General features: G+C 44.8%; 22 protein-coding genes and 1 pseudogene. 4 read left to right on the forward strand and 19 right to left on the reverse strand.

The window, feature by feature from the left end:
* Positions 1–19 precede the first annotated feature (19 nt).
* The 14 genes and pseudogenes from AC5SXE_RS01770 to murI all read right to left on the reverse strand — a co-directional run bounded on the left by AC5SXE_RS01770 (position 20) and on the right by murI (position 12141).
* Entirely contained in the window at positions 20–334 is a 315-nt protein-coding gene (locus AC5SXE_RS01770; RefSeq protein WP_303881541.1) for a BMC domain-containing protein, read from the reverse strand.
* On the reverse strand, positions 306–920 hold the full coding sequence (locus AC5SXE_RS01775; protein ID WP_303881539.1) for a BMC domain-containing protein: 615 nt from the start codon (positions 918–920) through the stop codon (positions 306–308). The genes AC5SXE_RS01770 and AC5SXE_RS01775 overlap by 29 nt, the downstream gene beginning before the upstream one ends.
* An 18-nt stretch (positions 921–938) precedes the next feature.
* A complete protein-coding gene (locus tag AC5SXE_RS01780) occupies positions 939–1385 on the reverse strand; it encodes a glycerol dehydratase reactivase beta/small subunit family protein (RefSeq protein ID WP_493916427.1) in 447 nt (148 codons plus the stop codon).
* Positions 1382–3217 (reverse strand): diol dehydratase reactivase subunit alpha, encoded by a 1836-nt coding sequence (locus tag AC5SXE_RS01785; protein WP_493916428.1) that lies wholly within the window; start codon positions 3215–3217, stop codon positions 1382–1384. The genes AC5SXE_RS01780 and AC5SXE_RS01785 overlap by 4 nt, the downstream gene beginning before the upstream one ends.
* 27 nt (positions 3218–3244) lie before the next feature.
* On the reverse strand, positions 3245–3790 hold the full coding sequence (locus tag AC5SXE_RS01790) for a diol dehydratase small subunit (RefSeq protein WP_310850225.1): 546 nt from the start codon (positions 3788–3790) through the stop codon (positions 3245–3247).
* A 15-nt stretch (positions 3791–3805) separates the two neighbouring features.
* Complete coding sequence (locus AC5SXE_RS01795; protein ID WP_303881528.1) at positions 3806–4468, reverse strand: propanediol/glycerol family dehydratase medium subunit; 663 nt, start codon at positions 4466–4468, stop codon at positions 3806–3808.
* Between the two features lie 13 nt (positions 4469–4481).
* Positions 4482–6152: a propanediol/glycerol family dehydratase large subunit gene (locus tag AC5SXE_RS01800; protein ID WP_310850222.1), complete on the reverse strand. Its 1671-nt coding sequence runs from the start codon at positions 6150–6152 to the stop codon at positions 4482–4484.
* Positions 6153–6182: 30 nt separating this feature from the next.
* The gene (pduB, locus tag AC5SXE_RS01805; protein WP_303881525.1) at positions 6183–6995 is read right to left on the reverse strand and encodes a propanediol utilization microcompartment protein PduB; all 813 of its coding nucleotides are present in this window, start codon (positions 6993–6995) and stop codon (positions 6183–6185) included.
* 28 nt (positions 6996–7023) lie between these two features.
* Positions 7024–7302 carry a BMC domain-containing protein gene (locus AC5SXE_RS01810; RefSeq protein WP_009201841.1) on the reverse strand — a complete coding sequence of 93 codons (279 nt, stop codon included), beginning with the start codon at positions 7300–7302 and terminating at the stop codon, positions 7024–7026.
* A 4-nt stretch (positions 7303–7306) separates the two neighbouring features.
* Positions 7307–7639 (reverse strand): annotated as a pseudogene (locus AC5SXE_RS01815) (EutP/PduV family microcompartment system protein); the annotation flags it as partial.
* A gap of 119 nt (positions 7640–7758) precedes the next feature.
* Positions 7759–8103, reverse strand: coding sequence for a BMC domain-containing protein (locus AC5SXE_RS01820; RefSeq protein WP_332636448.1), 345 nt, complete (start codon positions 8101–8103; stop codon positions 7759–7761).
* Positions 8104–8356: 253 nt separating this feature from the next.
* Positions 8357–9940, reverse strand: coding sequence for a helix-turn-helix domain-containing protein (locus AC5SXE_RS01825; protein ID WP_332636449.1), 1584 nt, complete (start codon positions 9938–9940; stop codon positions 8357–8359).
* Positions 9941–9945: 5 nt separating this feature from the next.
* Positions 9946–11154, reverse strand: coding sequence for a sensor histidine kinase (locus AC5SXE_RS01830; RefSeq protein WP_493916429.1), 1209 nt, complete (start codon positions 11152–11154; stop codon positions 9946–9948).
* Between the two features lie 192 nt (positions 11155–11346).
* Positions 11347–12141, reverse strand: coding sequence for a glutamate racemase (murI, locus tag AC5SXE_RS01835; RefSeq protein WP_493916430.1), 795 nt, complete (start codon positions 12139–12141; stop codon positions 11347–11349).
* Between the two features lie 363 nt (positions 12142–12504).
* On the opposite strand from murI, the gene AC5SXE_RS01840 reads away from it, so the two are divergent.
* Together AC5SXE_RS01840 and AC5SXE_RS01845 are read left to right on the forward strand one after the other, a co-directional pair.
* Positions 12505–13716: a Tm-1-like ATP-binding domain-containing protein gene (locus AC5SXE_RS01840; RefSeq protein WP_493916431.1), complete on the forward strand. Its 1212-nt coding sequence runs from the start codon at positions 12505–12507 to the stop codon at positions 13714–13716.
* 19 nt (positions 13717–13735) lie between these two features.
* Positions 13736–14572 (forward strand): phosphoenolpyruvate hydrolase family protein, encoded by an 837-nt coding sequence (locus AC5SXE_RS01845; protein WP_493916432.1) that lies wholly within the window; start codon positions 13736–13738, stop codon positions 14570–14572.
* A gap of 208 nt (positions 14573–14780) precedes the next feature.
* Here the strand turns inward: AC5SXE_RS01845 and AC5SXE_RS01850 are convergent, their stop codons facing one another.
* The 3 genes from AC5SXE_RS01850 to AC5SXE_RS01860 all read right to left on the reverse strand — a co-directional run bounded on the left by AC5SXE_RS01850 (position 14781) and on the right by AC5SXE_RS01860 (position 18641).
* Positions 14781–15845 carry a Glu/Leu/Phe/Val family dehydrogenase gene (locus AC5SXE_RS01850; protein WP_493916433.1) on the reverse strand — a complete coding sequence of 355 codons (1065 nt, stop codon included), beginning with the start codon at positions 15843–15845 and terminating at the stop codon, positions 14781–14783.
* Between the two features lie 395 nt (positions 15846–16240).
* The gene (locus AC5SXE_RS01855) at positions 16241–17131 is read right to left on the reverse strand and encodes a DUF7973 family transport facilitator (RefSeq protein ID WP_493916434.1); all 891 of its coding nucleotides are present in this window, start codon (positions 17129–17131) and stop codon (positions 16241–16243) included.
* A gap of 205 nt (positions 17132–17336) precedes the next feature.
* Positions 17337–18641: a DUF362 domain-containing protein gene (locus tag AC5SXE_RS01860; protein WP_493916435.1), complete on the reverse strand. Its 1305-nt coding sequence runs from the start codon at positions 18639–18641 to the stop codon at positions 17337–17339.
* Positions 18642–18956: 315 nt separating this feature from the next.
* On the opposite strand from AC5SXE_RS01860, the gene AC5SXE_RS01865 reads away from it, so the two are divergent.
* Entirely contained in the window at positions 18957–19826 is an 870-nt protein-coding gene (locus AC5SXE_RS01865) for a M23 family metallopeptidase (protein ID WP_493916436.1), read from the forward strand.
* Between the two features lie 111 nt (positions 19827–19937).
* Here AC5SXE_RS01865 and dmpI read toward each other — a convergent pair whose 3' ends face one another.
* Complete coding sequence (gene dmpI / locus AC5SXE_RS01870) at positions 19938–20192, reverse strand: 4-oxalocrotonate tautomerase DmpI (RefSeq protein ID WP_493916437.1); 255 nt, start codon at positions 20190–20192, stop codon at positions 19938–19940.
* A gap of 85 nt (positions 20193–20277) precedes the next feature.
* On the opposite strand from dmpI, the gene AC5SXE_RS01875 reads away from it, so the two are divergent.
* The gene (locus AC5SXE_RS01875) at positions 20278–21483 is read left to right on the forward strand and encodes an MFS transporter (RefSeq protein ID WP_493916438.1); all 1206 of its coding nucleotides are present in this window, start codon (positions 20278–20280) and stop codon (positions 21481–21483) included.
* Positions 21484–21509: 26 nt separating this feature from the next.
* Here the strand turns inward: AC5SXE_RS01875 and AC5SXE_RS01880 are convergent, their stop codons facing one another.
* Entirely contained in the window at positions 21510–22691 is a 1182-nt protein-coding gene (locus AC5SXE_RS01880) for a class I SAM-dependent rRNA methyltransferase (RefSeq protein WP_493916439.1), read from the reverse strand.
* Position 22692: the final 1 nt, after the last annotated feature.

Below are 22692 nucleotides of genomic sequence, written 5' to 3' on the forward strand. Positions count from 1 at the left end.
TTTCCCCCTAATGAGCTAGTCAATCGGCTTGCACATCAAGCGGTTCAGTTTTCCGAGCACCTTCTCCGGGTAAAATGCTTTCTGTATCGGTATGTGGCCTAGGTATGACGTGGGACGATATAACCTCGCCAACCCGAGAAGCTGCTGCCACTCCGGCGTCAACAGCGGCCTTAACCGCCCCCACATCACCGCGAACCATCACTGTCACAAGACCAGCTCCTGAAAACCGCTGTCCCGCCAAACGGACATTTGCTGCCTTGACCATTGCATCTGCAGCCTCTATCGCACCAATGAGCCCTCTCGTTTCAATCATTCCCAGGGCTTCCTGAGCCATTTACCTTACCTCCCTCTCTTTCAATAACATCTTGATTGTGCTTTTCGGGCATTTTTTTAGTCTTCTTTCTTGTGGTCTTTTTTCCACTTACTTGATTTTTTCCCTTGCCTTTGTCACCTTTAGCCTCCTTGTCCTCTTTTAAGTCTTTAGGCTTAACGTCAGCATCAACGCTTGTCTCTTCCTTTGGTTCGTCCCGAGCTTCCTCGAAAGCAACTGTTTCTGTATCGTCGCTAACTGGTTCCTCTCTTTCTGGAGTCACAGGAGGTGAGATCAAATTTAGCCATTCTTTAGATCCTAACGTAGCTTGGTTATATGCCAACATTTCACCAACGCCGCGTCCAGGTCTAGGAATCACATCAATAGACCAAACTCGATTTACCCTTTCAGAAGCGGCCTTGGCGGCAGAGAGCGCAGCTTTCACTGCACTTACATTACCCGCTATCTTAATTGTGATCATGCCACCACGCGAGTTTTCGCGTCCTATTAAAGTAACATGCGCGGCTTTCAAAGCTGCATCCGCAGCAGTAATAGCGGCCACTAAGCCTATTGTCTCTATGAACCCCAAGGCCATTTTTATATTTTGCACACTGGGAATCCCCCTTTCCTAAGTCAAACCCATTTGTTGCAATATCCTGGTAACTACCTCAGCAATTTTCCCTTCATCTAAATCATCTTCCACAAGGACTCTCTCACCGTTTGTTGGAGGGAGAGGAAGACCCTTTACCAACCTTGCTGCGGCTTGCCCTAGCCAACGAAGTGGAACAATACTATCCTCCATGAAAATTAGTGGCTCCTCTGGATCCAGATTGGCTAACGTAAGCGCACATTCATTGGGAGAAATGCCTATTCCCACCCGCAGACGCGATCTGTTTGCAGCCTCCCAAGCAAGGGTCTTTGCATCACTATCCAGGATATCCCATGCTATTGGCACCCCTTCTTCTTCTGCGCCAATTCCCACTTCATGGACCTTGTCTTTCAAAGGATCAGGAAGCAGCAATAAGATAGTGGGCCGTTCCTCACTTATTTCGCCTACTTTTCCACACCAAGTCATAAAATTTTCCTCCCAACACTCGACAAGACAAGTCCTGTAGCTACAGCGTTACGCGGACCCAAACTTCCTCTTATATTTCCCCTACCAGCAACAACTGAAAATTTTGCTAATTCCTCTGTTATCATGTTTGGAATTTCAAAATCAAGAGCAGATCCACCGACCAAGACTACAAAATCGATCAAGCGAATATTTTGTGCTGGAGCAACGCGCTTCAATGCCCTTAGCGCATTAGTTACGAAGACTTCTCTTTTTGCCTTTCTTCTCACGTTCCTAATTCTTTCAATAGAAAAATCAAGCAAAAGGGGACTCAAAAATTTATCATTTACCATCAGAGCTACCCTGCCAAACAGCTCTGGAGCCAGGGGTTTATCAAAAAATCTTACAGTCCCGTCTTCGAGTCTAACGTGAAATACGCTTTCTACCTTACAAAGGGGGTGTACTTTTATGTTTTCCACCAACTCCATGTCGTCAATCCCAAGCTCGCTTGCTATGATGGTGTCTATCATATTTCCTGCTCCTGCTAAATGAATGAGCTCTACTTGTCCGTTAGGTCGCATCAAAGATGCATCCGTACTGCCTGCACCTAAATCTAAGACGGCTAATGGAGTACTTGTCCCAGGTGTAGTTAAAGCTCCACTTATAGCCATCTCAGCTTCAACGCCACCAATTTCCACCTTAACTCCTATGTCGGACTCTATGGCAGAAGCAAGTTTTTGCATGGGGAGTTCTTGGGCTTCCACCATCACAGCCAGGGCTACACCCGTTTCCATAGCAAACTCTTCGGCCAGACCGCCAACAACGCGTTGGGGAACCATGGTATCAACTGCCAGTAAGTCTTTAATGTGAATTTCCCCCAAAGGAAGCCCTGTCAGTTCCGACATAGTCTTGCGAACTCTTTCCATCATTCCGCCCACGTTTGTCCCCGGTTGCCCAAAAATATCTTGGATGGGCCAGTTAGATTCCGCTACCTCCATTATTGCCCTAGCTCCATCGTCGATGTTAATGGTCCTTTTGCCAGTTGGTCCAATGATATACAATTCACCGGCAGGAATCCGCCTTTCCTTGACTTCGCCTAAGGGTGTCCGTATGACGACTGCAGATCTATTCCCTATAAGAGCCTTGGCAACGGGGACTATCTGACGAGTTTCATCAGCTGATAAATCAAAAATTGTGGCGATATCATAAGGATTAGAAAGCAACTCCACAGACCTTCCGGGTGGTGCCACTTCCACGCAACATTGCATACCCAGAGGAACGCGATCGATGGCTTTGACTTCATCGACTATCGGAATTACCTTATTTAACCTATTTACTATCAATACCCCGTCGTCCGATTGGCATATGGCCCCTCTGACATCTATACCTTTAGACAAGGCATCGTTGATCTTTTCCGCAGCTTCTTCAAAATTTACGCTGCCCGGGATGACAACCACTACAGGATGCCCGGGCTTAGTCATATCCAGGTCAAAAATCGATACCGTCTCACCAACTCCAACTCCAACTCCGCCGGGAGTAGAGGGGTTGTGCCCTATCATGGTAGACTCGGTAATTACTGTCTCTGTAATGGTTTCCATTGCTACATCGCCTATCACAGGGGCTGCTCGGTTCAAGCAAATGAAATCTACCTTTTTAAAATCATCACGCGACCATCCAGCCTTCTCCAAAGCAAGGGACAATGCCCTACGGACACCGGCAACGTTTTGCAAAGTCCCCTTTATGCCTGTAGTATAAGCAATGGAAGAAGAGATGAATTCCACCGAGTTCTCATTCACTCGTGCCAGGGCCACTTCAGTAGTAGCGTTTCCTATGTCAATTCCGGCAATTGTAGGCACCTTAGCCCCCCCTTTTCGCAACTATTACTATTCGGGAACATCCCCTCGGAAAAGTTTTCGACGTTCATATACGGAGACCGCTTCCCTGACAAAAGTTGCACACGTCGTCGCTCCATGTTTGTTTTCAAGCTCATCTGCTATGGCAAGAAGTTCTTCTTTCGTTGAGCGATGAGGTCTCATGGCATTGTATATCTCCAAAATCCTTTCGTCAGGGACCTTCGTCAATTCAGCAGCTCTCTTCAGATTGGTTGCTATTTGACTTCTTCCGGCAGACTCGGCTATTTGAGCCTGCATTAACAAAGCATCAGCCGCTATTCGAAAATCTTCAAATGTCGCCTTTCCTTGCAAGACAGCATCCAAGGTAAGATCATTAAAGGCGTTACCTCTTGGGCTTTTTATTATGTCAGGCCTTTTAGTGCCTAAGGGATAATCTTCAACTGTAAGCCCCTGACATTCTTCAACCTGCACTTTGTAAGGCGCTCCAGTTTTTTTCTCACTTTCTTGACTGCTCATCTCTTTTAAGACTTGCCTTACCAGTTCAGCTAACATTTCTTCGTTAAACTTTTCAGCCAATTTCAACGCCCCCTTTTATTCAAAACGAACTTCAAGCTCCATAGGTGGCTTGGAGCGATCCAAATAACTCGCTTCTTTATTGTGAAGGAGTGCAGCGATTCCCTGATAGCGAGGACGAGCCATGGGGTCGTTTCTGGTAGGCACCGGCGTCGGACGTTCTCCTTTAGCATATTTAGCTGCATTACGTCCAATTGCCCGGTACACCTCGGGGTCGAGAAGAGGGGCTTGAGGGAATAGTTCCAAATTATTTAGGGGATTGAGGTCACGTTGATGGATGACTGTAGTACCTCTCGACAATATACCAATGCCAATGCCCGACCCGGACAGCTTAGCTGCCTGATGAGCAATGAATCCCACATCTGCAGTGTGATATACGCGGACTAATCGCGGTTTTAAACCTTCTTCTTCAATCCCGGCAAATACTTGACGTAATACCTCGCTGTGAGGAACTCCTATTATGGTTTCGGTAAAGGCCGTTCCGAAACCCGGAGGTACAGCAACGGCCACTTCCTTGGGATCTGTGCCTCTTTTAGCTACACCTACTTCAACTAAAGTCATCTTCCCTCCCCTTGGCAGAAGTTGCGTCGCGCTTGGGGAAGGCATCTTCGCTTGCTCTCCTAAAACTTCCTGCAAAACCTCTGCGATCACCTTTTTGATTAATTCCTCATTGACCTGCATTGCCTTCCCCTCCTCACACATCCTCAGGTCTAATCGCCCAAGGAATTTCCTTTATTTCTTGCCAACGCTCTTCAGAGATCCTATATCCGGTCCCAGGGCCTTGATAATCGTTGGGGTCGTTAACGGCGCTGTAAACAGTACCGTCACGATCGATCCATGCTGAAGTCTGCAGATAATCCCCGGAAACCCTCTGACGCATCATCATTACTATGGCTTCAGCTATGTCCCTGAAACCCCTTTGCGCAAGGATTTTAACTATGTCGATGCCATTTATGCCCTCGCTTAAAAGTCTCTCGGCAGCCCTTAGATCCTCAGTCACATTTCTGTCGGGCAAATCTTGGCTTCCGTGAGAATAAGTTGCAGCTTCAATTTCAGCATCAGTTATGGGCGGAAATCCCAATGAGTCATACACAGCCTGAAGAGCTCTTGCCGCCTTATTGCGCACTGCAACTACATCCTCTTCGGAGACAGGTCTACAACCGCCATCAACCTTAAAGTCACGCTGAATTGCGAGATAATCGTCCATGTCCTCGATATCCCAGTTGGATCCGGCAAACATGTTGTCGTAATTTGGAACGCCGGAGTAACCGGAAAAAATTAAATCTGTACCGGGAAAGAGCTGAGGTATCGTACGCGCGGTTCGCCTTAAATCGGAATGGGAAAAGGTCTGGTCATTACCGGAGGCAACTTCCATATCAAGCGTCACCGTGATGAGGTTTTCTGCCGCAACTGCCCTCAAGCCGCTGGGGACAGCACCAGGAACGCCTATACAAGAGATAGAGCCGTTTTGAAGGCCCTGCACACCGGCACCTTTGGTTATCATGACACACCGAGCTTCTAGATAGAGCATGCTCTTACCCTCAGCGGCTCCCATTTGCACTTCCGCACCTGTGCCGCTCGTAAAACGCATTTTTAATCCCCTGCTTGCGTAGGCGGATGCAAGAAATGCCTTTGACCAGGGCGTGTCGTCGCCATCGATAAACACGCTTTCGGTACCGTATACCGAGACCGTTTCTGCATAGCTCGTGAGACCTCTCATCCCAATCTGAAGCTCAAAGGCCTCTTCGAGAGCACATTGAGTAAGCACTCCCGGCCTACCGGCCTGAGATCCTATGAGCAAAGACAAAGCGTTCAAAGGAGCATAACGGTTAACACCCACTGTAGTCTCAAGTTCCACGAAACCCCTTAACGCTCCTTCAGCTGCATCCGCGGCAAGTTGTACGGGGTGGTCCTTTGCACTAGTTATGTGAGCTTGATTTGCAGGAGTTTTACGAGATCGCATCTTAGAAATACCCATCATTATTTCAACTATGTTTAGACAATCCATAACCCTGCTTATTTTAGCTGGCGTCAAACCCTGAAACACCCTGGTAACTTCATCCCTGGAAACGTTGGGATCAACCAACATTTTCGCTAATTCAATCTCGCTTTTTGCCATGGCTTGAGGAGCCATCGCAATGTCAATGGCATAATTCGCTATGAATTGCTCGATCATATCGAAGTCTTGGCGCTTCTTCCCATCCATCTCCGCTATCTTGCCATTCTCGATCTTTATGGACGGGGTCGGATCATTAGGACTTCCCATAGCATAAAGTCCTACATCTACCCATTCGCCAATGAATCCGTCTTTATGGACTGGTCTGTTGTTTAGCACTTCGAACCTTTTGCTTTTCTTTTCAACCAATTTTTACGCCCCCTTTACACTCGGTGACCCCTAAATGTAAGGAGTCGTAGCCGACTCGGGTTCTGCTCCCATAGCACCCAGGAGCTTTTTGCCTATACTTCTAGCGGCTATTAGGGCCTGACGAACTGCACCGGAATCGCCCGTGAAAGTTATGACCACTTCATTCGTGAGAGATAACCCTTTCGTGGGAGACATATAATCTATTAGCTCGACTTCAGCAGCTTTGAGTGCTGTATCGCTCATTACGAAACCAATGCCCGCCGGTGCACCCACGATTAGACCAAAAGCTCTACCTATTGGTGCATTAAAGGCTTTATTACAGGCATAACTGGCTCGAGCCGTATATTGAAACTCTAAATGACCGGCATCGTTTGCATAAACATCGCCAAAAGTGCGCCGCAAATCTTTTAAAGCTACTTCTATGGCTCTTCTGGCATCTGACACGTCTTCTGCGCCAAAAATTATCAACGATCCATGACCGGCTCCGCCTTTAGTGTCCCTGGGCAATTCAATGACGACTATCTCCGTGTTGGTCGCCTTAACGGCTTCGTCAGCTGCCATTATTTGAGGTCCGGCTCCAGTTCTGCCCGAAAAAATACCCACAGATCTGAATTTTTTATCTATGCCCAATTTTTCGTGAAGCATCGGCTCAACGTTAGCTACTACTAATCCAATGGTGTCTCCCTCGGAAATACCAACATATTCGGTGACACCGACCAGGTTTTGCACGCTAGCGGTAGGAACTTCCTTTTGATCAGAAGCCTTTTCAGGGGAAATAACGCTTCCGCCCCCGATGCGCTTCATCACCTCATCCATTACTTTTTGCATGATCTCTTGATCCATCAATCACACCTCCCGAACAAGGGCGCCGCTATCCTAGCTTAGGAAGCAGCTTCTCGGTATCACTGTGGGGCCTGGGAATTACGTGAACAGACACGATCTCTCCTACACGTTTTGCTGAGGCTGCACCAGCATCGACGGCAGCTTTGACTGCCCCTACATCGCCACGAACCATCACCGTCACAAGGCCGGAACCGATCTTTTCGTAGCCTATGAGCCTAACATTCGCCGCTTTCACCATCGCATCGGCTGCCTCTATAGCTCCCACCAGCCCTTTCGTTTCAATCATTCCCAATGCTTCTCCGTTCATGGCCTTACACACCTCCCGATAACTTAATAAATTGACCAATTTTGTATTTCAGTGTCGTTAGTCCCTCTCCAGTCAAAGCAGAAACACAAACCACCTCCATAACGCCCGCTTCATATAATATTTTTCTCGCAACTTCTATTTGATCTTCCTTTGCCAGATCCGCCTTGTTGATCACTCCTATAACTATTGATCGAATAGCCCTTACAAACCGAGACGGAAACTGTTTTAAATTTGTTGGGTCAACTAGAAGCAAAGTGATGGCACACCGAGAAGAACTAGTTATCAATACGTGATAAAAACGAGGTAAATCAAAAAATTCACCTGGTGTATCTATGGCTCTTTCAAAGAATCATAAAGAGGGGGTTTTCCGAACGACATCATTATCTTCAGTGAGTCCCAGTTTATGCAGCAATGTAGTTTTACCAGACCCTGAGGGTCCTATAACCATAATGCGCATCATGTGTAAGTAATTTCCGCTGGGAAAAACCCGAGGATGTCCTTTAATGAAATCACGGCTGCGCGCAGAGCATTTTCTACGGAAGCCACCTCGCCGGTAACGATAACACAGCCTGTGAATCTATCTACAAAATCAACGTTTACCGTGGAAGATTTGCTCGCAACATCAGCGGCTATAATGGCACCCTCTCCCGGAGTAATCGTCATTATTCCTATTGCTCCGGCTTTATGAATGCCCACCTTATTGCACAGATCATCTTTGGGATTTCTTATTATATGGGCAAGAGTCACCTGCTTACCAGGAACGTATTCCTGTATCACCCTTAAACGATCGCCGCCGTCCACTAAGGCACCTCCTATGTGTAACACATAGTAAATCAAAAAACTGATGAAATTGCATTTAAAGAGAACAGCACTATTTTGCTCAATTACTTTTATCGATGCATACATAAAAAGACCTAAGAGCACTCTCTCAGGTCTTTTTACTAAATCTTTGTTTTCTTGTTCAAATAATAATAAATATCAATACACCGAGCGAGGAAGAAAATTTATGTTCTATGTTATCGCATTATTGCCCCATAGCATTTTTCACAAGTGGTCATCGCTTGGATAGAGAAGATTTCTTATATTCACTGGGGGAACAACCGACCATTTCCTTAAAAAGAGAACTAAAGTAGGTTATGTTACCATATCCTACAGATGTAGCTGTCTCCGTAACATTGTACCCCATGGCCAGAAACTTCTTAGCACGCTCAATGCGCTTTTCCTTGATTACATCGACAAATCTTTTATTTAACACCTTGCCAAACATCCGACTTAAATGGCTTGGGCTGACGTAAACATGCTCCGATACTTTAGTTAAATTTGCTTCTTCTAAATTATCATCGATAAACGCAAGAGCTTGCTGTATCAAAGCAATCTCTGGATCTTTCATGCTTTGCCTGACTTTCCATGCCTCTTCAAGAGATATAAAAAACATATTTTTAAGGTCAGAAAGCGATCTAACCGGGATCATCATGTCTCTGACCTGCCTTCTTGCCCATGTTTTAATAGCCTCTTGATCGCACTTAAGATCTAAAAGCAATTGACATATTTGTCCAGTATATCCTCCGAATAATAACCTTACGATCCCAATATCAAGTGCAACGTCATGCTGAGACAAGAGAGCAAATAACTTGTTGGTTCCCTCATTTAATAGTTGTAACTGTCCGCTTCTCATTCCCTCTAAAATCATAGAAAAGGGCTTGTTAAAATCGAGATGTTCTTCGCTTATTTCTATGTTTCTAACCCGCGATTGTGGTTGTCCAAAAATAAAATTTCCAAAACCCTCAAGTATACTTTCCTCTAATATTTCCTCCAAAGAAGGAAGAACTTCATAAATTTCGTCCAATCCCTTGATCTTGCCCATATAAACTACATTGCAATGCATATTGTTTTGTAGAGTGACATCGAAAACTTTAGAAGCTATATCCTCCGGATTTTTTATGGGACTATTAAAGAATAGTAGCATAATGTAATGCTGCCATGGCACCAGGAAGGCTGAATCATCTAATATCTTCTGCAACTCTCCCCAAAGCATCAATTGTGGCCATTGAGTTTCTTCAGCGTCAGAACCACTCAACGCGATGATTCCAAAGATATGCATGCCTTCTGCTGGAAGAAATCCCACTTCTTTGGCAACATTTTTAAGCCCTTCTGTAATTTCCTCTCCGCGCACTATTCCTTGTATCATCACAGAAGCCACGAAGCTCTTATTTTCTAAAATAAATCTCTTTAATCTCAAGAGCTGCTGCGATGCTTTGTCAGCCTCTTTAATTTCTTCTATTGCCTTGCTCATGGCCTCGTAAAGCGCCCCATCTTTGATGGGCTTTACTAAAAAGGCAGTTACATTGAGTCCAACCGCTTGTTGCGCATACTCAAAGACATCATAAGCTGTCACGATTATAACTTTTCCATGAAAACCTTCACTTCGCAATCTACTTAAGGAGTCGAGGCTACTACCCCCGGGAATCTTCAGATCCAATAAAACAACGTCGGGGTCCCATTGTCGGGCCTTTCTTTCAAAATCAGGGATATTTGATGCTTCGTCAAGCTCGAGAAGCAAAGGGTAAGACTTGAGCATTTCCACCAATGCTTTTCTTTCTAACGGTTCGTCCTCCACTACAAGTACTCTTCTGGACACCAATTTCAATCCCCCATAGAAGGCATACATATACTTACTTTTGTGCCTACATTGGGCTCGCTCCAAATATCAAATGAAGCATCGCTGCCGTAATGCAGCTTCAGTCTTTCTTTTACATGAGAAATTCCAACGCCTTCTTTGATTTTCTTTAAAGAGCAACCAACACCATTATCTTCTACATTGATTTCTAATTTCTCCGCCCTTACTCTTCCTTTTACGAGCACAACACCTGGGCGTAACGATGGTTCTATGCCATGTACAACCGCATTTTCTATCAGCGGTTGGAGTATTAGAAAAGGAATCTTGCACGACAAAGCTGCTGACTCTACATCCAAAACATAAGAAAATCGATCGCTAAATCTGACTTTTTGAATTGCTAAATACTGCTTAAGACACTCAAGTTCACTGCTTAAATAAACCAGCTCGTCAGACGATTGCCTTCTAAGAATATATCTAAGATATTCAGCGAATTGAATGGTAAGTTCTTGCGTTTGCGGCGCACCCTCAAACATGGCCAAACGCGACATGATGTTTAAAGTATTGAACATAAAATGCGGATTGAGCTGATTCTGAAGGGCTTTAAGTTGTGCCATCTTTAAGCTTCTCTCAAGCACTTCCTTGTCGCGTTGTGCCTTCACTAACTCCATCGTCTTGTGCAATAATTTGCTTTCAATTAGGTGGCGTTCGCAGAGTTCTACTATATGCGATGCCATCACATTTAAAAGATTCATGGCATTAAGGAGAGTAGTCTCATCTACGATCGGCAAGGATAAAAAGTCGCGAACCCAATCATCAACCTCATTTGCGCTACAGGGCCAAAGGGGAACTAACTCTTTTCTAACTTCCTCTTCTGTGTATGGTCTAAGCAAAACCTGACCGCACAGTAAAGTGCCAACAAATCTTCCTTCAATGATCAACGGGCTTGCCATATCTATCAATCCGCAATGACATCTATAAACTAACGGCCCATCGACATCTAAGGCATGTTCCCCTCCCCATGCATCGCTTTTCTCGCACCCACATTTACCTTCCGGGTGAGAACGAAGTCTGCGGCAAAAAGCGCAAAAATTGCTTGGTATAGTTAAGGCGGTGCCATCTGTCGTCGCTATAACGGCACCTACATTCATTGCTGCAGCAAATCTGTCCACAAGGTTCTTAAGTGTATTTAGTTCAATTATCTCAGTCCACCATTCGTAAGAACCATAGGAAGCCATTTACTGTCTCTCCAAGCAAAATAAATTTATATTCAACTTTTAACTTTGCTTATTATTATTTATTATAACGTAACTGGTTACTAAACATGATCGATTTTGCCCAGCTTTTTAGGTGATCTTGTTAAAACACGCGATCCCGAATTACAAATGTTTGATTCTGATCCCGGTGCCATCGTGGCAATTTAGCTAACGTCAGGCATCTAAAACAACTTTTTCTACTTTATCAATTGGCCATCCCAAAATCATTGATCCCACTTTTACAAACAACTCGGGGTCACCGCTGGTATAAAAATTGTAGACCGGATAAGCGCAATCAACCACAAGTCCCTTCTTCGCGATCAGTTTCTTGATCTCAGTCACAGTCTCCACTGCCGGATCTACAATGACAACATCGGGATTCAAGTATCGCCGAATTATGTCCGTTAGCACCGGATAATGAGTGCACCCCAGAACAAGCGTATCTATTCCCGTGCTCTTAAATGTTTTAAGATAACAAATAACTGCTTCTTCCACTTCCGGCCCCGAGGTTTTTCCAGATTCCACCAGAAGTACAAGCTTAGGACACGCCAGACCGATAACTTCGGCTTTCGGGTCTATAGCCTGGATCCCTGACTTGTGGGCTTCGCTTTCGATGGTAAAGTTAGTAGCTATCACGCCGATCTTTTTGTTACGCGTTGCCGCCAGCGCAGCTCTCACTCCAGGCTTGATTACCCCCAGTACGGGGAATGGGTATTGGTCCTTTACTTCTTCCCAAGAAGCAACAGTAGCCGTGTTACAGGCAATAATAACAATATCAACTTTTTTGCCAGCTAGAAAATCCAAAATCTGCCGTGCGTATCCAACAATTGTTTCCTTAGAAAGTGGTCCGTAGGGTGCGCGTCCATTATCCCCATAGAATTCTACATTGGCTCCTGGTAATTGGCGTTTCACCTCACGCACCACCGTAAGCCCCCCAAACCCGGAATCAAAGAGTCCAACTGTTACCATACAGTCTCGCCTCCAAATTTCTCTTGTTGCCAGCGACAGCATCCATAGTCTTTTTAATTTTAGCTGCTACAGTTCCCATGCTTACATGACATAAACGAAAAGGAAGCTTCTTCCAAAATCATCACCGACAACTAAAAATTTCATCGCTCATCATTTATTTTTATATATTATAGGTCTTGAATTTTTCAAGGATAAGTTTCATTTCTTCACTGGGAAGTAGCACCAACTCTCCTAAGGAGGAAACCTTTCGGCAAAAATGCAAAATGGGACCTTCGCTACACTAAAGATATTTTTTCGCCCTGTTGTGATATATAATAAACTTGCTATCGAAAAAATCAATTGAAAGTGAGGGTGGTGAAGTCAATGTCAAAAATTGTCGTTTTATTTGGGTCATTAGATACAAAGGGCAAAGACTACGCATTCGTCAAAGAAAGAATTGAAGAAAAAGGTTTCCGAGCTTTCGTCGTAGATGTAGGAGTTATGGGAGAGCCATTTTTTAAACCCGATATCAATGCTGATACTGTCGCAAAAGCGGGCGGAGAAAGCTTGGTCTCTTTAAGACAAAAAAAGGACAAGGGTCATGCTATGGCAGTCATGACCAAAGGAGCAGCGGAAATTGCCAAAAAAATTTACGCGGAAGGCAATCTCGATGCCATATTTGGGATGGGTGGATCTGCCGGGACTGCTATTATCTCTGCTGCAATGAGAGCTCTTCCCTTGGGAGTACCTAAGGTATTGGTTTCCACTGTTGCATCGGGCGATACAAAGCCTTACGTTGGAACAAAAGACATAGTTATGATTCCCTCAATCGTAGATGTAGCAGGCGTTAACGCAATAAGCGTAGATATTTACTCGCGAGCTGTGGGGGCTCTCACGGGGATGATGGAAACTGAGGTGCCGGAGATAGAATCGAAACCCTTGATAGCCGCTTCCATGTTTGGCAACACAACTAAGCTTATAGAGCAATGTAAGGAGATAATGGAAGTAGAAAACTACGAAGTGATGGTGTTTCATGCTACTGGCACCGGCGGAATGACGATGGAAGACTTGATCGAAAACGATTATTTCATCGCAGCTTTAGATTTGACAACGACCGAACTGGCCGATGAACTATGTGGAGGGGTCATGTCAGCCGGGCCAAAGAGACTCACAACTGCCGGGCTAAAGGGCATCCCGCAAGTCGTTGCACCAGGATGTCTCGATATGGTTAACTTTTGGGCTATCGATACGGTTCCCGAAAAGTACAAAAATAGAAAGCTCTATCCATGGAATCCAAATGTTACGCTAATGCGCACGAATCCCGAAGAAAATACGAAATTAGGTCAAATAATGGCAGAAAGGCTGAACCAATCAAAAGGACCAACCGCCGTCTTTTTCCCTTTAAAGGGGTTATCTCAGCTTGATTCTCCGGGTGAAGATTTTTGGTGGCCTGAAGCTAATGAGGCCCTATTAAACGCTTTAAAAGAAAATCTCAGAAAGGACATACCCTTAATCGAAGTGGATGCCAACATAAATGACGCTGAATTTGCGAAGGCCGTCACGGATAAGACGTTTGAGTTTTTATCGAAAAGATAATTTAGGAGGTGGAGTTGAAATGCCCTTCATAACTAGAACAGAAGCATTAGAAAAACTACGTTCAAACGTAGCGGCAGGAAAACCTATAGTAGGATGTGGCGCTGGCACGGGGATTTCAGCAAAGTTCGCGGAAGCTGGCGGGGCAGATCTCATAATAATATACAACTCGGGCAGATATCGCATGGGCGGCAGAGGATCCTTGGCAGGGCTTCTCCCTTACGGTGACGCCAACGGCATAGTTGTAGAAATGGCCTCTGAAGTTCTCCCCGTGGTGAAAAATACACCAGTTTTAGCGGGCGTATGCGGGACGGACCCCTTTAGGCTCATGAAAGTTTTTCTAAGAGAGTTAAAAGAAATTGGCTTCGATGGCGTTCAAAATTTCCCCACGGTGGGACTAATAGATGGCGTCTTTAGACAGAACTTGGAGGAAACAGGAATGAGCTATGATCTAGAAGTTGAGGCAATAGCCTTGGCCCACGAGCTGGACATGCTGACCTGTCCCTACGTCTTCGACACAAAACAAGCCATAGCCATGACAAAAGCAGGCGCTGATATCATAGTTGCCCACATGGGTTTGACTACCAAAGGAAGCATTGGAGCCAAAACTGCTTTAACATTGGAAGAGGCAGCAAAGCGCGTGCAAGAGATACACGATGCTGCAAAATCAGTCAATCCTGACGTCATGGTAATATGTCATGGCGGCCCCATAGCCGAGCCGGAGGACGTGGAATATATTTTTGCACACACCAAAGGAATTGTTGGGTTCTTTGGTGCATCGAGCATGGAGCGCATCCCCGTGGAAAGGGCAATAAAAGAACAAGTGGAGCGTTTTAAATACCTGAGGATAAACATGTAGCCCGAATTTGATCAAACATTTCAAATAAACACATAGGAGCAGATCGATCGATCTGCTCCTATGTGTTTATTGTTTACTTAACAGAAATGCCTGCTCAAGCACCTTTACCTTGAGACGATTCGACGAATAGCTGCAAAAGCTCTTTGCTTTGTATGTAATCTTTTTAAAATGCTCAAGCTAAGCCAGTTGTCCTAACGCTACATGCAAGCTATCCTACGTAATTCTTCCTCACCTTGGCCAATAAATTAATCCTGTTTTCCGCCAACCTATCTGCTGCCTTGTATGTAGGTATGTTTTCTTGTTTAGCTATCTCAATTACTTCTAAAACAGCGTTATAGAGGGCTTCGACTTTCTTTACCGCTTTCTCCCTAACGTATCCGCCCGGCTCGAGCTCCGCAGCTACGTTGATGACCCCTCCGGCGTTAATTATATAATCAGGCACGTAAAGAATACCTTTTTGTTCCAGCATATCGCCATGCCTATCTTCCTTTAATTGGTTATTAGCCGAACCTGCAACCGCCTTGCATTTAAGCTTATCTATAGTTTCATCGTTTATGATGGCGCCAAGAGCGCAGGGAGAAAATATATCGCATTCTACGCCGATAATCTCATCGGGTTTTACGGCCTTTGCGCCCAATTCCTTTACCGCCTTATTTACGTTATCCTCAAAGATGTCCGTCACGATAAGTTCTGCCCCAGCCTTTTTTAAGTACTTTGCCAGGTTATATCCAACGTTTCCTATGCCTTGGATGGCAACTTTCCTGCCAGCTACATCGTCGGTCCCAAATACCTCCTTACAAGCGGCCCTTATTCCGTGAAACACGCCCAATGCAGTAATGGGCGATGGATCTCCGCTGCCTTCTCCCAATCCAGCGACATATTTGGTTTCCATCCTTATGTATTCCATATCCTCGATGGTTGTACCGACATCTTCTGCCGTGATGTACCTACCGCCTAGCGTTTCGACATATCTACCCAAAGCCCTAAATAATGCTTCGGACTTGTCCTTTCTAGGATCGCCAATGACAACGGCTTTTGCTCCTCCGAGATTTAGGCCAGCGGCAGCGTTCTTGTACGTCATGCCTCTGGCAAGCCTTAAGGCGTCCTCTATGGCCTCATCTTCGGATGAGTATGTCCACATGCGGCACCCACCCAGCGCAGGCCCCAATGTAGTGTCGTGAATTGCAATTATGGCCCGTAAACCTGACGCTTCATCATGACACAAAACCAATTGCTCGTAATTATACTTTTGCATGTAATTAAATATTTCCAACCAGAACAACCCCCTTTTAATAATATTTTTATTGTTTTGTTATACCTTTGATGTCAAATATATTGCCATCTAATGCTCTATTATGCTTATACTGGCATAGTATCAATTACTAAAGCAACTTCTATTCTCTTTAGCTATTACAAATAGGCTCTCATCTGATAGGAATATTGCGTACAGTTACATTACATATACATTAGTAAATGTATCATCAAAATCACGAAATGTCCACCAGCGTTAATCCTAAATTGAATAGTTCGGACAAAATGCTCGATGAACAATGCAATTATTTCAAAATTTCTTTGCTCCGAAAAAATGTAAAAGGGCAGCACCTGATTATTAAGATGGTGCTGCCCTTTTACATTTGCTAAGTAAAACCCTGATAAAGAGTCATCCACCTAAAAGATCACCCATAGTAAGAATGTCATTATGAAAATGGCCGTTGCGGGCGGGTCAATATGGGTATCGCCATGAATAAAGAACGTGCGCGAAGCTAGTTCCCCGAGGAACCCGGATATAATCCCCATAATGACGCCTACGACCAAAGAACCGCTAGCAATGGCGGACAAAGAAGCTATAATCGCTATGTGGTGTGTGACAGGCACATTTGTGCCAATGCACAGGAGTATCAACGACGCAGCCGAGATCCCAAATCCTACAAAAGCGGCTGCTGGGAAGTAAGCTTGGTCTACTCCAATCACAGCAAGAGCATACCACGCTGCCAGCAAGCTAACTCCCAGAGATATTACAAAGATTTGACCAAAATCTTGCTGATGTGGCAACCATACATCATTTCCACCGGGAGTAAAGCGCCCTCTTGCCTTAGCCTCTTCACTTAAGGTGCCAAACACACCTGTTTTCCCAAAGGTTACCCTTGTAATGGTGTTTGACAGAAATACTGTTAAAGCGACATTGTCAGTAAAACCGGCGGGGAAAATTGTATTAAAAATGGAGACCAACAAATAACCTAAAATACCAAATAGTCCACCAATCAGTAATGCCATAGGATCATTGAAGCCAGCCCCGCCTGATACAATATCCTTGCCAGCCTTGTGTATGCCTTTTTTTGCGGCATACGCTGCAGCAGCGACACCACCACAAAAAGCAATGTGAGGACCAAAAACGGGACCAAAGGCCACGTTAGAAATGAAATCAAATGATGACCCTCCAAGTACAGCAGCAGCCCCTATTAACACGGCGAATCCGGTAAAAACAAAGGCCGGCAATGCACCCAAAGCCGCTCCAAATACACCTCCGCCAAAAGAAGCGAGAAGCGTTGCAAAATTCATCTTAAAACCCTCCCCTCAAAAAATTTGCGCTATTCCCAAAAACTACTATGCCCCCTTCTCCTGAGATATCACCTCCCAAGATCACATCGCAACTTCCCCATTTATATTTCTCTCTACCTTCTCTATCAAAATAGGAATAAAGGACACGATGCTTGTATGTGAATCATTAAATGGCTCAAGCAAACTTGCTTGAGCCATTTAATCTCTAAACCTTCCCTTCAGCAAAAGCTTGAAGATCAGTATTAACTTTGGAGAAAACATAAACCGGAGCGCAACCAGGATAGGTAAATACTTTTTTCGCGAGCCTCATGGCTTCTTCGACCTTTTCTTTCGAGGGGAAGTATTTCCAGCAATCACCTAGGACAAAAAGGTTTTTGCCTTCTGCATAAAGTGGATCGAAGTCGGGCACTCCACCTGCAATGAAGACGCATTCGCCTTTTTCTGCAACCATCTTTTCCACGTCAATCCCTGTGTTCTTGAAGGAATCGAGAGCTCCACGAAGGTATACATAACAACCAGGGCAGGTTTGCTGAATTATTACCGTTAAACCTTTGTATACTCCAACAGGGTTATCGTTAGCACGTTTAAAGAATTTCCTAACAGCCTCCAGTTTTTCGCCCACGACCTCAATGGACGCCAAATCGCCGACCCCAAGCCCTTCCGTAGCCGCTATCCGAACCGCAGGAATTTCGCCGGGTTCAAAGCCCATGATATACGAAGTAACAGTGTCCACAGCTACCGTATCTTTACCTGCTATTATCAGGTTCATCTCAATAGGCGTGCCTGCGTGCGGTCCTTGGCCCTCCATGCCGATAATCCCATCGATGATAGTGAGATCCGCTTTCCTAATTCGCAGCATATCAGCAAGCTTTTGTCCCAAGTCTATTCTGTGGGCACCCTGCTGTTGTCCGCTTGGATGTCTATTAGGAACAATGCCGTTCCAGTTTTTGATACCAAGGGTCACAGTCCCGCCAACATGAACTTTCATCTTTGGCAAATTGATGACAACGTCGGCCTCTAAAACAGGGCGAAATACCTCTGCCTTTTTGAATACCTTTCCTTCTGGAATTTCCACAACTACGGTTGATTCTTCGTCGAAATATATCACTCGATCTGCCCCGCCACGCAACGCGGCTTCTTCCATCCCCGATTCCTTGAACGCAGGCTTAGCTTTGCCAACATGTAAGCCTAGCGATGGATTATCGCCCACCCACACTTCGGCAGCTTTTGATTCTTCCTTCAGAAAAGCTACCACAGCTTCGACCGTTCTGGGATCCACCACAGCAAAACTTTCGGGAGGTGCCTGGAAAGCCAAATTTGGTTTGACTAGTACCCTATCGCCAGGTTTTATGATGGCATCTATACTGCCAACTGAAAGCTCAATGGCCTTTTTAACGGCTGTCTTTATAGCTGCGACATCTTCGTCATATCTAACAAATTTGCCGCCCATAAATTCCCCATTTCCCTTTATTCCGCTTGCCTTAACTATGGACACTCTCGCACTTCCCATGCTGCTTCCCTCCTTTGTCCTGATACAAAAACTGCTCAATCATTTCTAAACAATAATACCATATTTGTGGGTCAACACGCTACACTGATTTTAAAGACAAAACTGCTTCTATAGTTGGCATTTAGGGTTTTCTTCAGGTAGGACATTTACCAGACCAGGGATGAGTTTTCACGCTTTAGCATTTAAAGAAACCCTTCTATTAAAAAGAATCTTAATGTTAATAGACGCAAATTTCAATCAATACATCATTTATGCTATCATGTTTGTCATGAAAACGACAAACTTCATAAACTTCATTCGATGAGGTGATGGTATTTGATCAAGCAATTACGAGTCATTATGCTAACCTGGATCGTTTTGTTGATCCTTCTTCTGCATATACCTGCCGCTTGGGCTGCTGAGCTCAAATGCACTTACGATGCAAATTTGGGAGAACCTTTCCTCATGCGCCTTGTCTCGCCTTATGCTCTGTCTGACGTCACCATAACTTGGCTGAATCGCCAGGTCCCTTTAAAGGTGATATACACCAATGACAGACATGAGGCATGGATGCTTCTGGGAACTGACGTTAGGGAAGTTAAACCTGGCATTTACGAGCTAATAGTAAAATATTACGAAAGGGAAAGATATTGGACGTTAAAACATAATGTGAAGGTAAAATCAAAGTCTTATCCGACACAGGAACTAAGACTACCGCAAGTCATGGTAACACCACCAAAAGAAACCTTAAAAAGAATACAAGAAGAAGCTAAATTAGTTGCCAATGCCATTAACACCATAACGAATGAGCGATATTGGAAACTGCCGTTGACACGTCCGGTCAACGGGGCAATCACATCCCAATACGGATTAAAGCGAATATATAACGGCAATCCCGGAAGTCCTCATCGAGGAGTTGATTTCAGGGCAGCCTTGGGAACACCGGTGCATTGCGTCGCGAGTGGGGTCGTCATTCTTGTGGGAGATCACTACTTCGGCGGGAAAAGCATATACGTCGATCACGGGAACGGCATCATTTCTTGCTACATGCATTTGTCTAATATAGGCGTCAAAGAGGCTCAGTATGTTGAAAAAGGCGAAATAATAGGTCACTCTGGACAAACTGGAAGGGCAACAGGTCCCCACTTGCACTTTGGATTATACCTTTTAGGGCATGCTGTTAACCCTATGCCGCTTTTTCAATAAAAAATACGTGCGGATCATTCGATGAGACATCGAATGATCCGCACGTATTTTCCTGCTTTTCATTAATTTTTTATGACCAAGGGCAATGGTTCATGTGCAAACACCACATCGTCAAACTTCGGTCTTGCGCTTGCGGCATCCGCTTCTTTTTGGTTTTACCTCGATTGATTCCTCACAACTTTGTTTTCTATCGGCCAAAAGTATCCCGCCAACCCCCACATTTTCCTGCGGATTTTCGTTGACCAAAACAACGAAGGCTTCCTCGGGCACATTCATAACCCTGCTTGCTACTTCTGTAAGGCCTTTAATCAATTCTCTTTTTTTCTCTAAACTTAAAGCCGGACCATTTACAATGATTACTGGCATTTTTTATACCCCCTTGGACTAAATAGTCTTATTTGGTATGTTACACTTGAATAATAACATATCTAATGTATGGGGGGTTGCGACTTTGGAGGCTGAAAACTCAAAGACAAATACTCACAAGGGACTTGCTATACTTACCATAGGGCACTTTATAAATGACGTGCACGCCGCTTTCTTGCCAACTTTTACTCCCATCTTAATGATGAATTTGGGACTATCCATCACTCAGGCAAGTATGTTAACGTTCCTATCAGGCATAATTAATTCGTTTATGCAGCCCTTGCTGGGCTATGCTTCGGATCAAACGTCGCGTCCCCTAATGATACTTATAGGACCCATCCTCGCAGCTCTTGGCGCTTCGCTGATACCCTCGTCGCCCAGTTATGCTTTGGCTTTTTTCTTTGTCGGGCTGTGGGCTATAGGAAGTGCTACTTTTCATCCACAGGGTCAAGGTTCGGTCGGCCATTTAACCACTTCGCAAAACTTATCCTTTGCCTTTTCCATCTTCTCGGTGGGAGGGATATTGGCAAGTGCTCTAAGCCCGCTTTACGGAGCTTATCTTTATCAAAGGTTGGGTGAGGCTTTCTTGCCCATAATGACGTCCATTCCGGTCTTACTATACGCGATGCTCGTCTTTAAGTTCCTGCCCACCATACCAGGCAAGCATGCATATCAAAGCTCTGTCGAGACAAAGGGGCTAAAGTTTATACTGCATTCCATGAAAACTACCTTTGCCCCCCTATCCGTTGCCGTGATACGAGACACCTCGATCCAAGGGATCCAATTCTTCATGCCTATCGCAATTGCGGCCAAGGGGGGAACAATTGGAGACGTTGGCAAAGTATTATTTATCATAATGATAGCAAGATCGATATCGCCCCTTTTGGGAGGTTATATTGCTGACCGCACCAGCAAGGCTAAAATAATTTTTTTATGCATGGCCATGGGAGGCGCTTTGCTCATCCCGGCTGCTTTGACGAAAGGCGTCCTATCAGTGTTGCTTTTCACGTTGGGCGCGGCTTGCATCGAGGCTACTACTCCCATAACGGGCGCTATCTCTCAGGAATGGATGCCTCATTCTCGGGCCATGGCAAGCTCCATAGTCATGGGTTTTGCATGGGGACTGGGCAGTTTGCTAATTCCACCGTTGGGCATCATCGGCGATCATCTTGGCCTTACTTGTGCTTTGGTAGTAGTTGGCGCTCTGCCCCTTGCAAGCTTATGTTTCGTCTCCATCATAAGGAAAAAGGAAAAAGCTGCAATCTTAAAAGAACCGCAAGATGAAAACTAAAACCATTTGGGCTTAAAGATCAAAGCCTATGATACTTCCAATAAAAGGCATTTGAGATATAAAGATTCATCGAAGCCCAATAGTATAGGATGATCGGGAGGTTGTCCCCCTCTGGCTATGGTACGAAGGGTTTTATGTGCATCTTTTGCTGCTTCAAAGATGACGCCTTCAAAAAGATCCCATGAGATGTGATGAGAGCACGAACAGGTCAAAAGGAAGCAGCCGTCTTTTACGATCTTCATGGCCCGCAAGTTTATCTCCTTATATCCTCTAAGGGCTCCTTCAACTGCCTTTTTGCTCTTTGTAAAAGCAGGCGGATCTAAAACAACTACGTCAAACTGTTGACCTTCTTTTTCAAGCTCCCTCAATCTATCGAAGACGTTAGCTACTTCGTACTCACAAATTTCATCGACTTCATTCATCTTTGCATTGTGACTTGCCGTCTTTATGGCTTCCTCGGACACATCAACACCTAAAACGCTTTTAGCACCAAATTTTGCGGCGTTGAGGCCAAAACCTCCCGTATAACAAAAGGCGTCCAGGACGTTTGCTCCTTGAGCTATCCCTTTTAAAAGGATCCTATTGCAACGCTGGTCTAAAAAATGACCGGTTTTTTGTCCTCCAGCTATATTCACGCAAAACTTTACGTCATTTTCTTCAATTACTACCTTCTCTGGTACTTCACCAAAAATGATGCTATCCTCCAAACTTAACCCTTCAAAGGCTCTAACGGCTGCATCGTTTTTCTGGTATATACCTTTCACGGGAAACAAATCGATCAAGATTTTTACGATCGTATCTTTGACTCTTTCCATGCCAAGGGTTAAAACTTGCATGACAATATAATCGCCAAATTTATCGATAATTAAACCAGGCAAAAAGTCCGCTTCGCTGAATACTAGCCTATAGGCATCTACGGTGTTAACGCCGATCTTCCTCCTGAAATCTAAAGCTCTTTTGAGCCTCTTGTGCCAAAAGCCCTCATCGATGTTTTCCTGCTCTCTGGTGAGCACGCGCGCAGTGATGTAAGAAGCGGGATTTGCGTATCCTATGCCCAAAAACTTCCCCCGCCAATCCTTAATTTCCACTAAATCCCCAGGTGTAAATTTACCCCTGATTCTGTTTATGGCGTTTTTATAAATCCAGGGATGTCCGTCATAAATGCTTTTCTCAAAGCCCTTTTTAATATAAAGTGTATTTGGCAGCATA

It is taken from the genome of Acetomicrobium sp. (assembly GCF_059026225.1).

Bases quoted from the DNA above. Each gene is read 5' to 3' on its own strand.
- AC5SXE_RS01780 (WP_493916427.1), bottom strand. From the start codon at position 1,385: ATGACTTGGTGTGGAAAAGTAGGCGAAATAAGTGAGGAACGGCCCACT.
- AC5SXE_RS01845 (WP_493916432.1), top strand. From the start codon at position 13,736: ATGCCCTTCATAACTAGAACAGAAGCATTAGAAAAACTACGTTCAAAC.
- murI (WP_493916430.1), bottom strand. From the start codon at position 12,141: ATGGTAACAGTTGGACTCTTTGATTCCGGGTTTGGGGGGCTTACGGTG.
- AC5SXE_RS01795 (WP_303881528.1), bottom strand. From the start codon at position 4,468: ATGCAGGTCAATGAGGAATTAATCAAAAAGGTGATCGCAGAGGTTTTG.
- AC5SXE_RS01830 (WP_493916429.1), bottom strand. From the start codon at position 11,154: ATGGCTTCCTATGGTTCTTACGAATGGTGGACTGAGATAATTGAACTA.
- AC5SXE_RS01770 (WP_303881541.1), bottom strand. From the start codon at position 334: ATGGCTCAGGAAGCCCTGGGAATGATTGAAACGAGAGGGCTCATTGGT.
- AC5SXE_RS01855 (WP_493916434.1), bottom strand. From the start codon at position 17,131: ATGAATTTTGCAACGCTTCTCGCTTCTTTTGGCGGAGGTGTATTTGGA.
- AC5SXE_RS01840 (WP_493916431.1), top strand. From the start codon at position 12,505: ATGTCAAAAATTGTCGTTTTATTTGGGTCATTAGATACAAAGGGCAAA.
- AC5SXE_RS01880 (WP_493916439.1), bottom strand. From the start codon at position 22,691: ATGCTGCCAAATACACTTTATATTAAAAAGGGCTTTGAGAAAAGCATT.
- AC5SXE_RS01860 (WP_493916435.1), bottom strand. From the start codon at position 18,641: ATGGGAAGTGCGAGAGTGTCCATAGTTAAGGCAAGCGGAATAAAGGGA.
- AC5SXE_RS01810 (WP_009201841.1), bottom strand. From the start codon at position 7,302: ATGAACGGAGAAGCATTGGGAATGATTGAAACGAAAGGGCTGGTGGGA.
- pduB (WP_303881525.1), bottom strand. From the start codon at position 6,995: ATGGATCAAGAGATCATGCAAAAAGTAATGGATGAGGTGATGAAGCGC.
- dmpI (WP_493916437.1), bottom strand. From the start codon at position 20,192: ATGCCAGTAATCATTGTAAATGGTCCGGCTTTAAGTTTAGAGAAAAAA.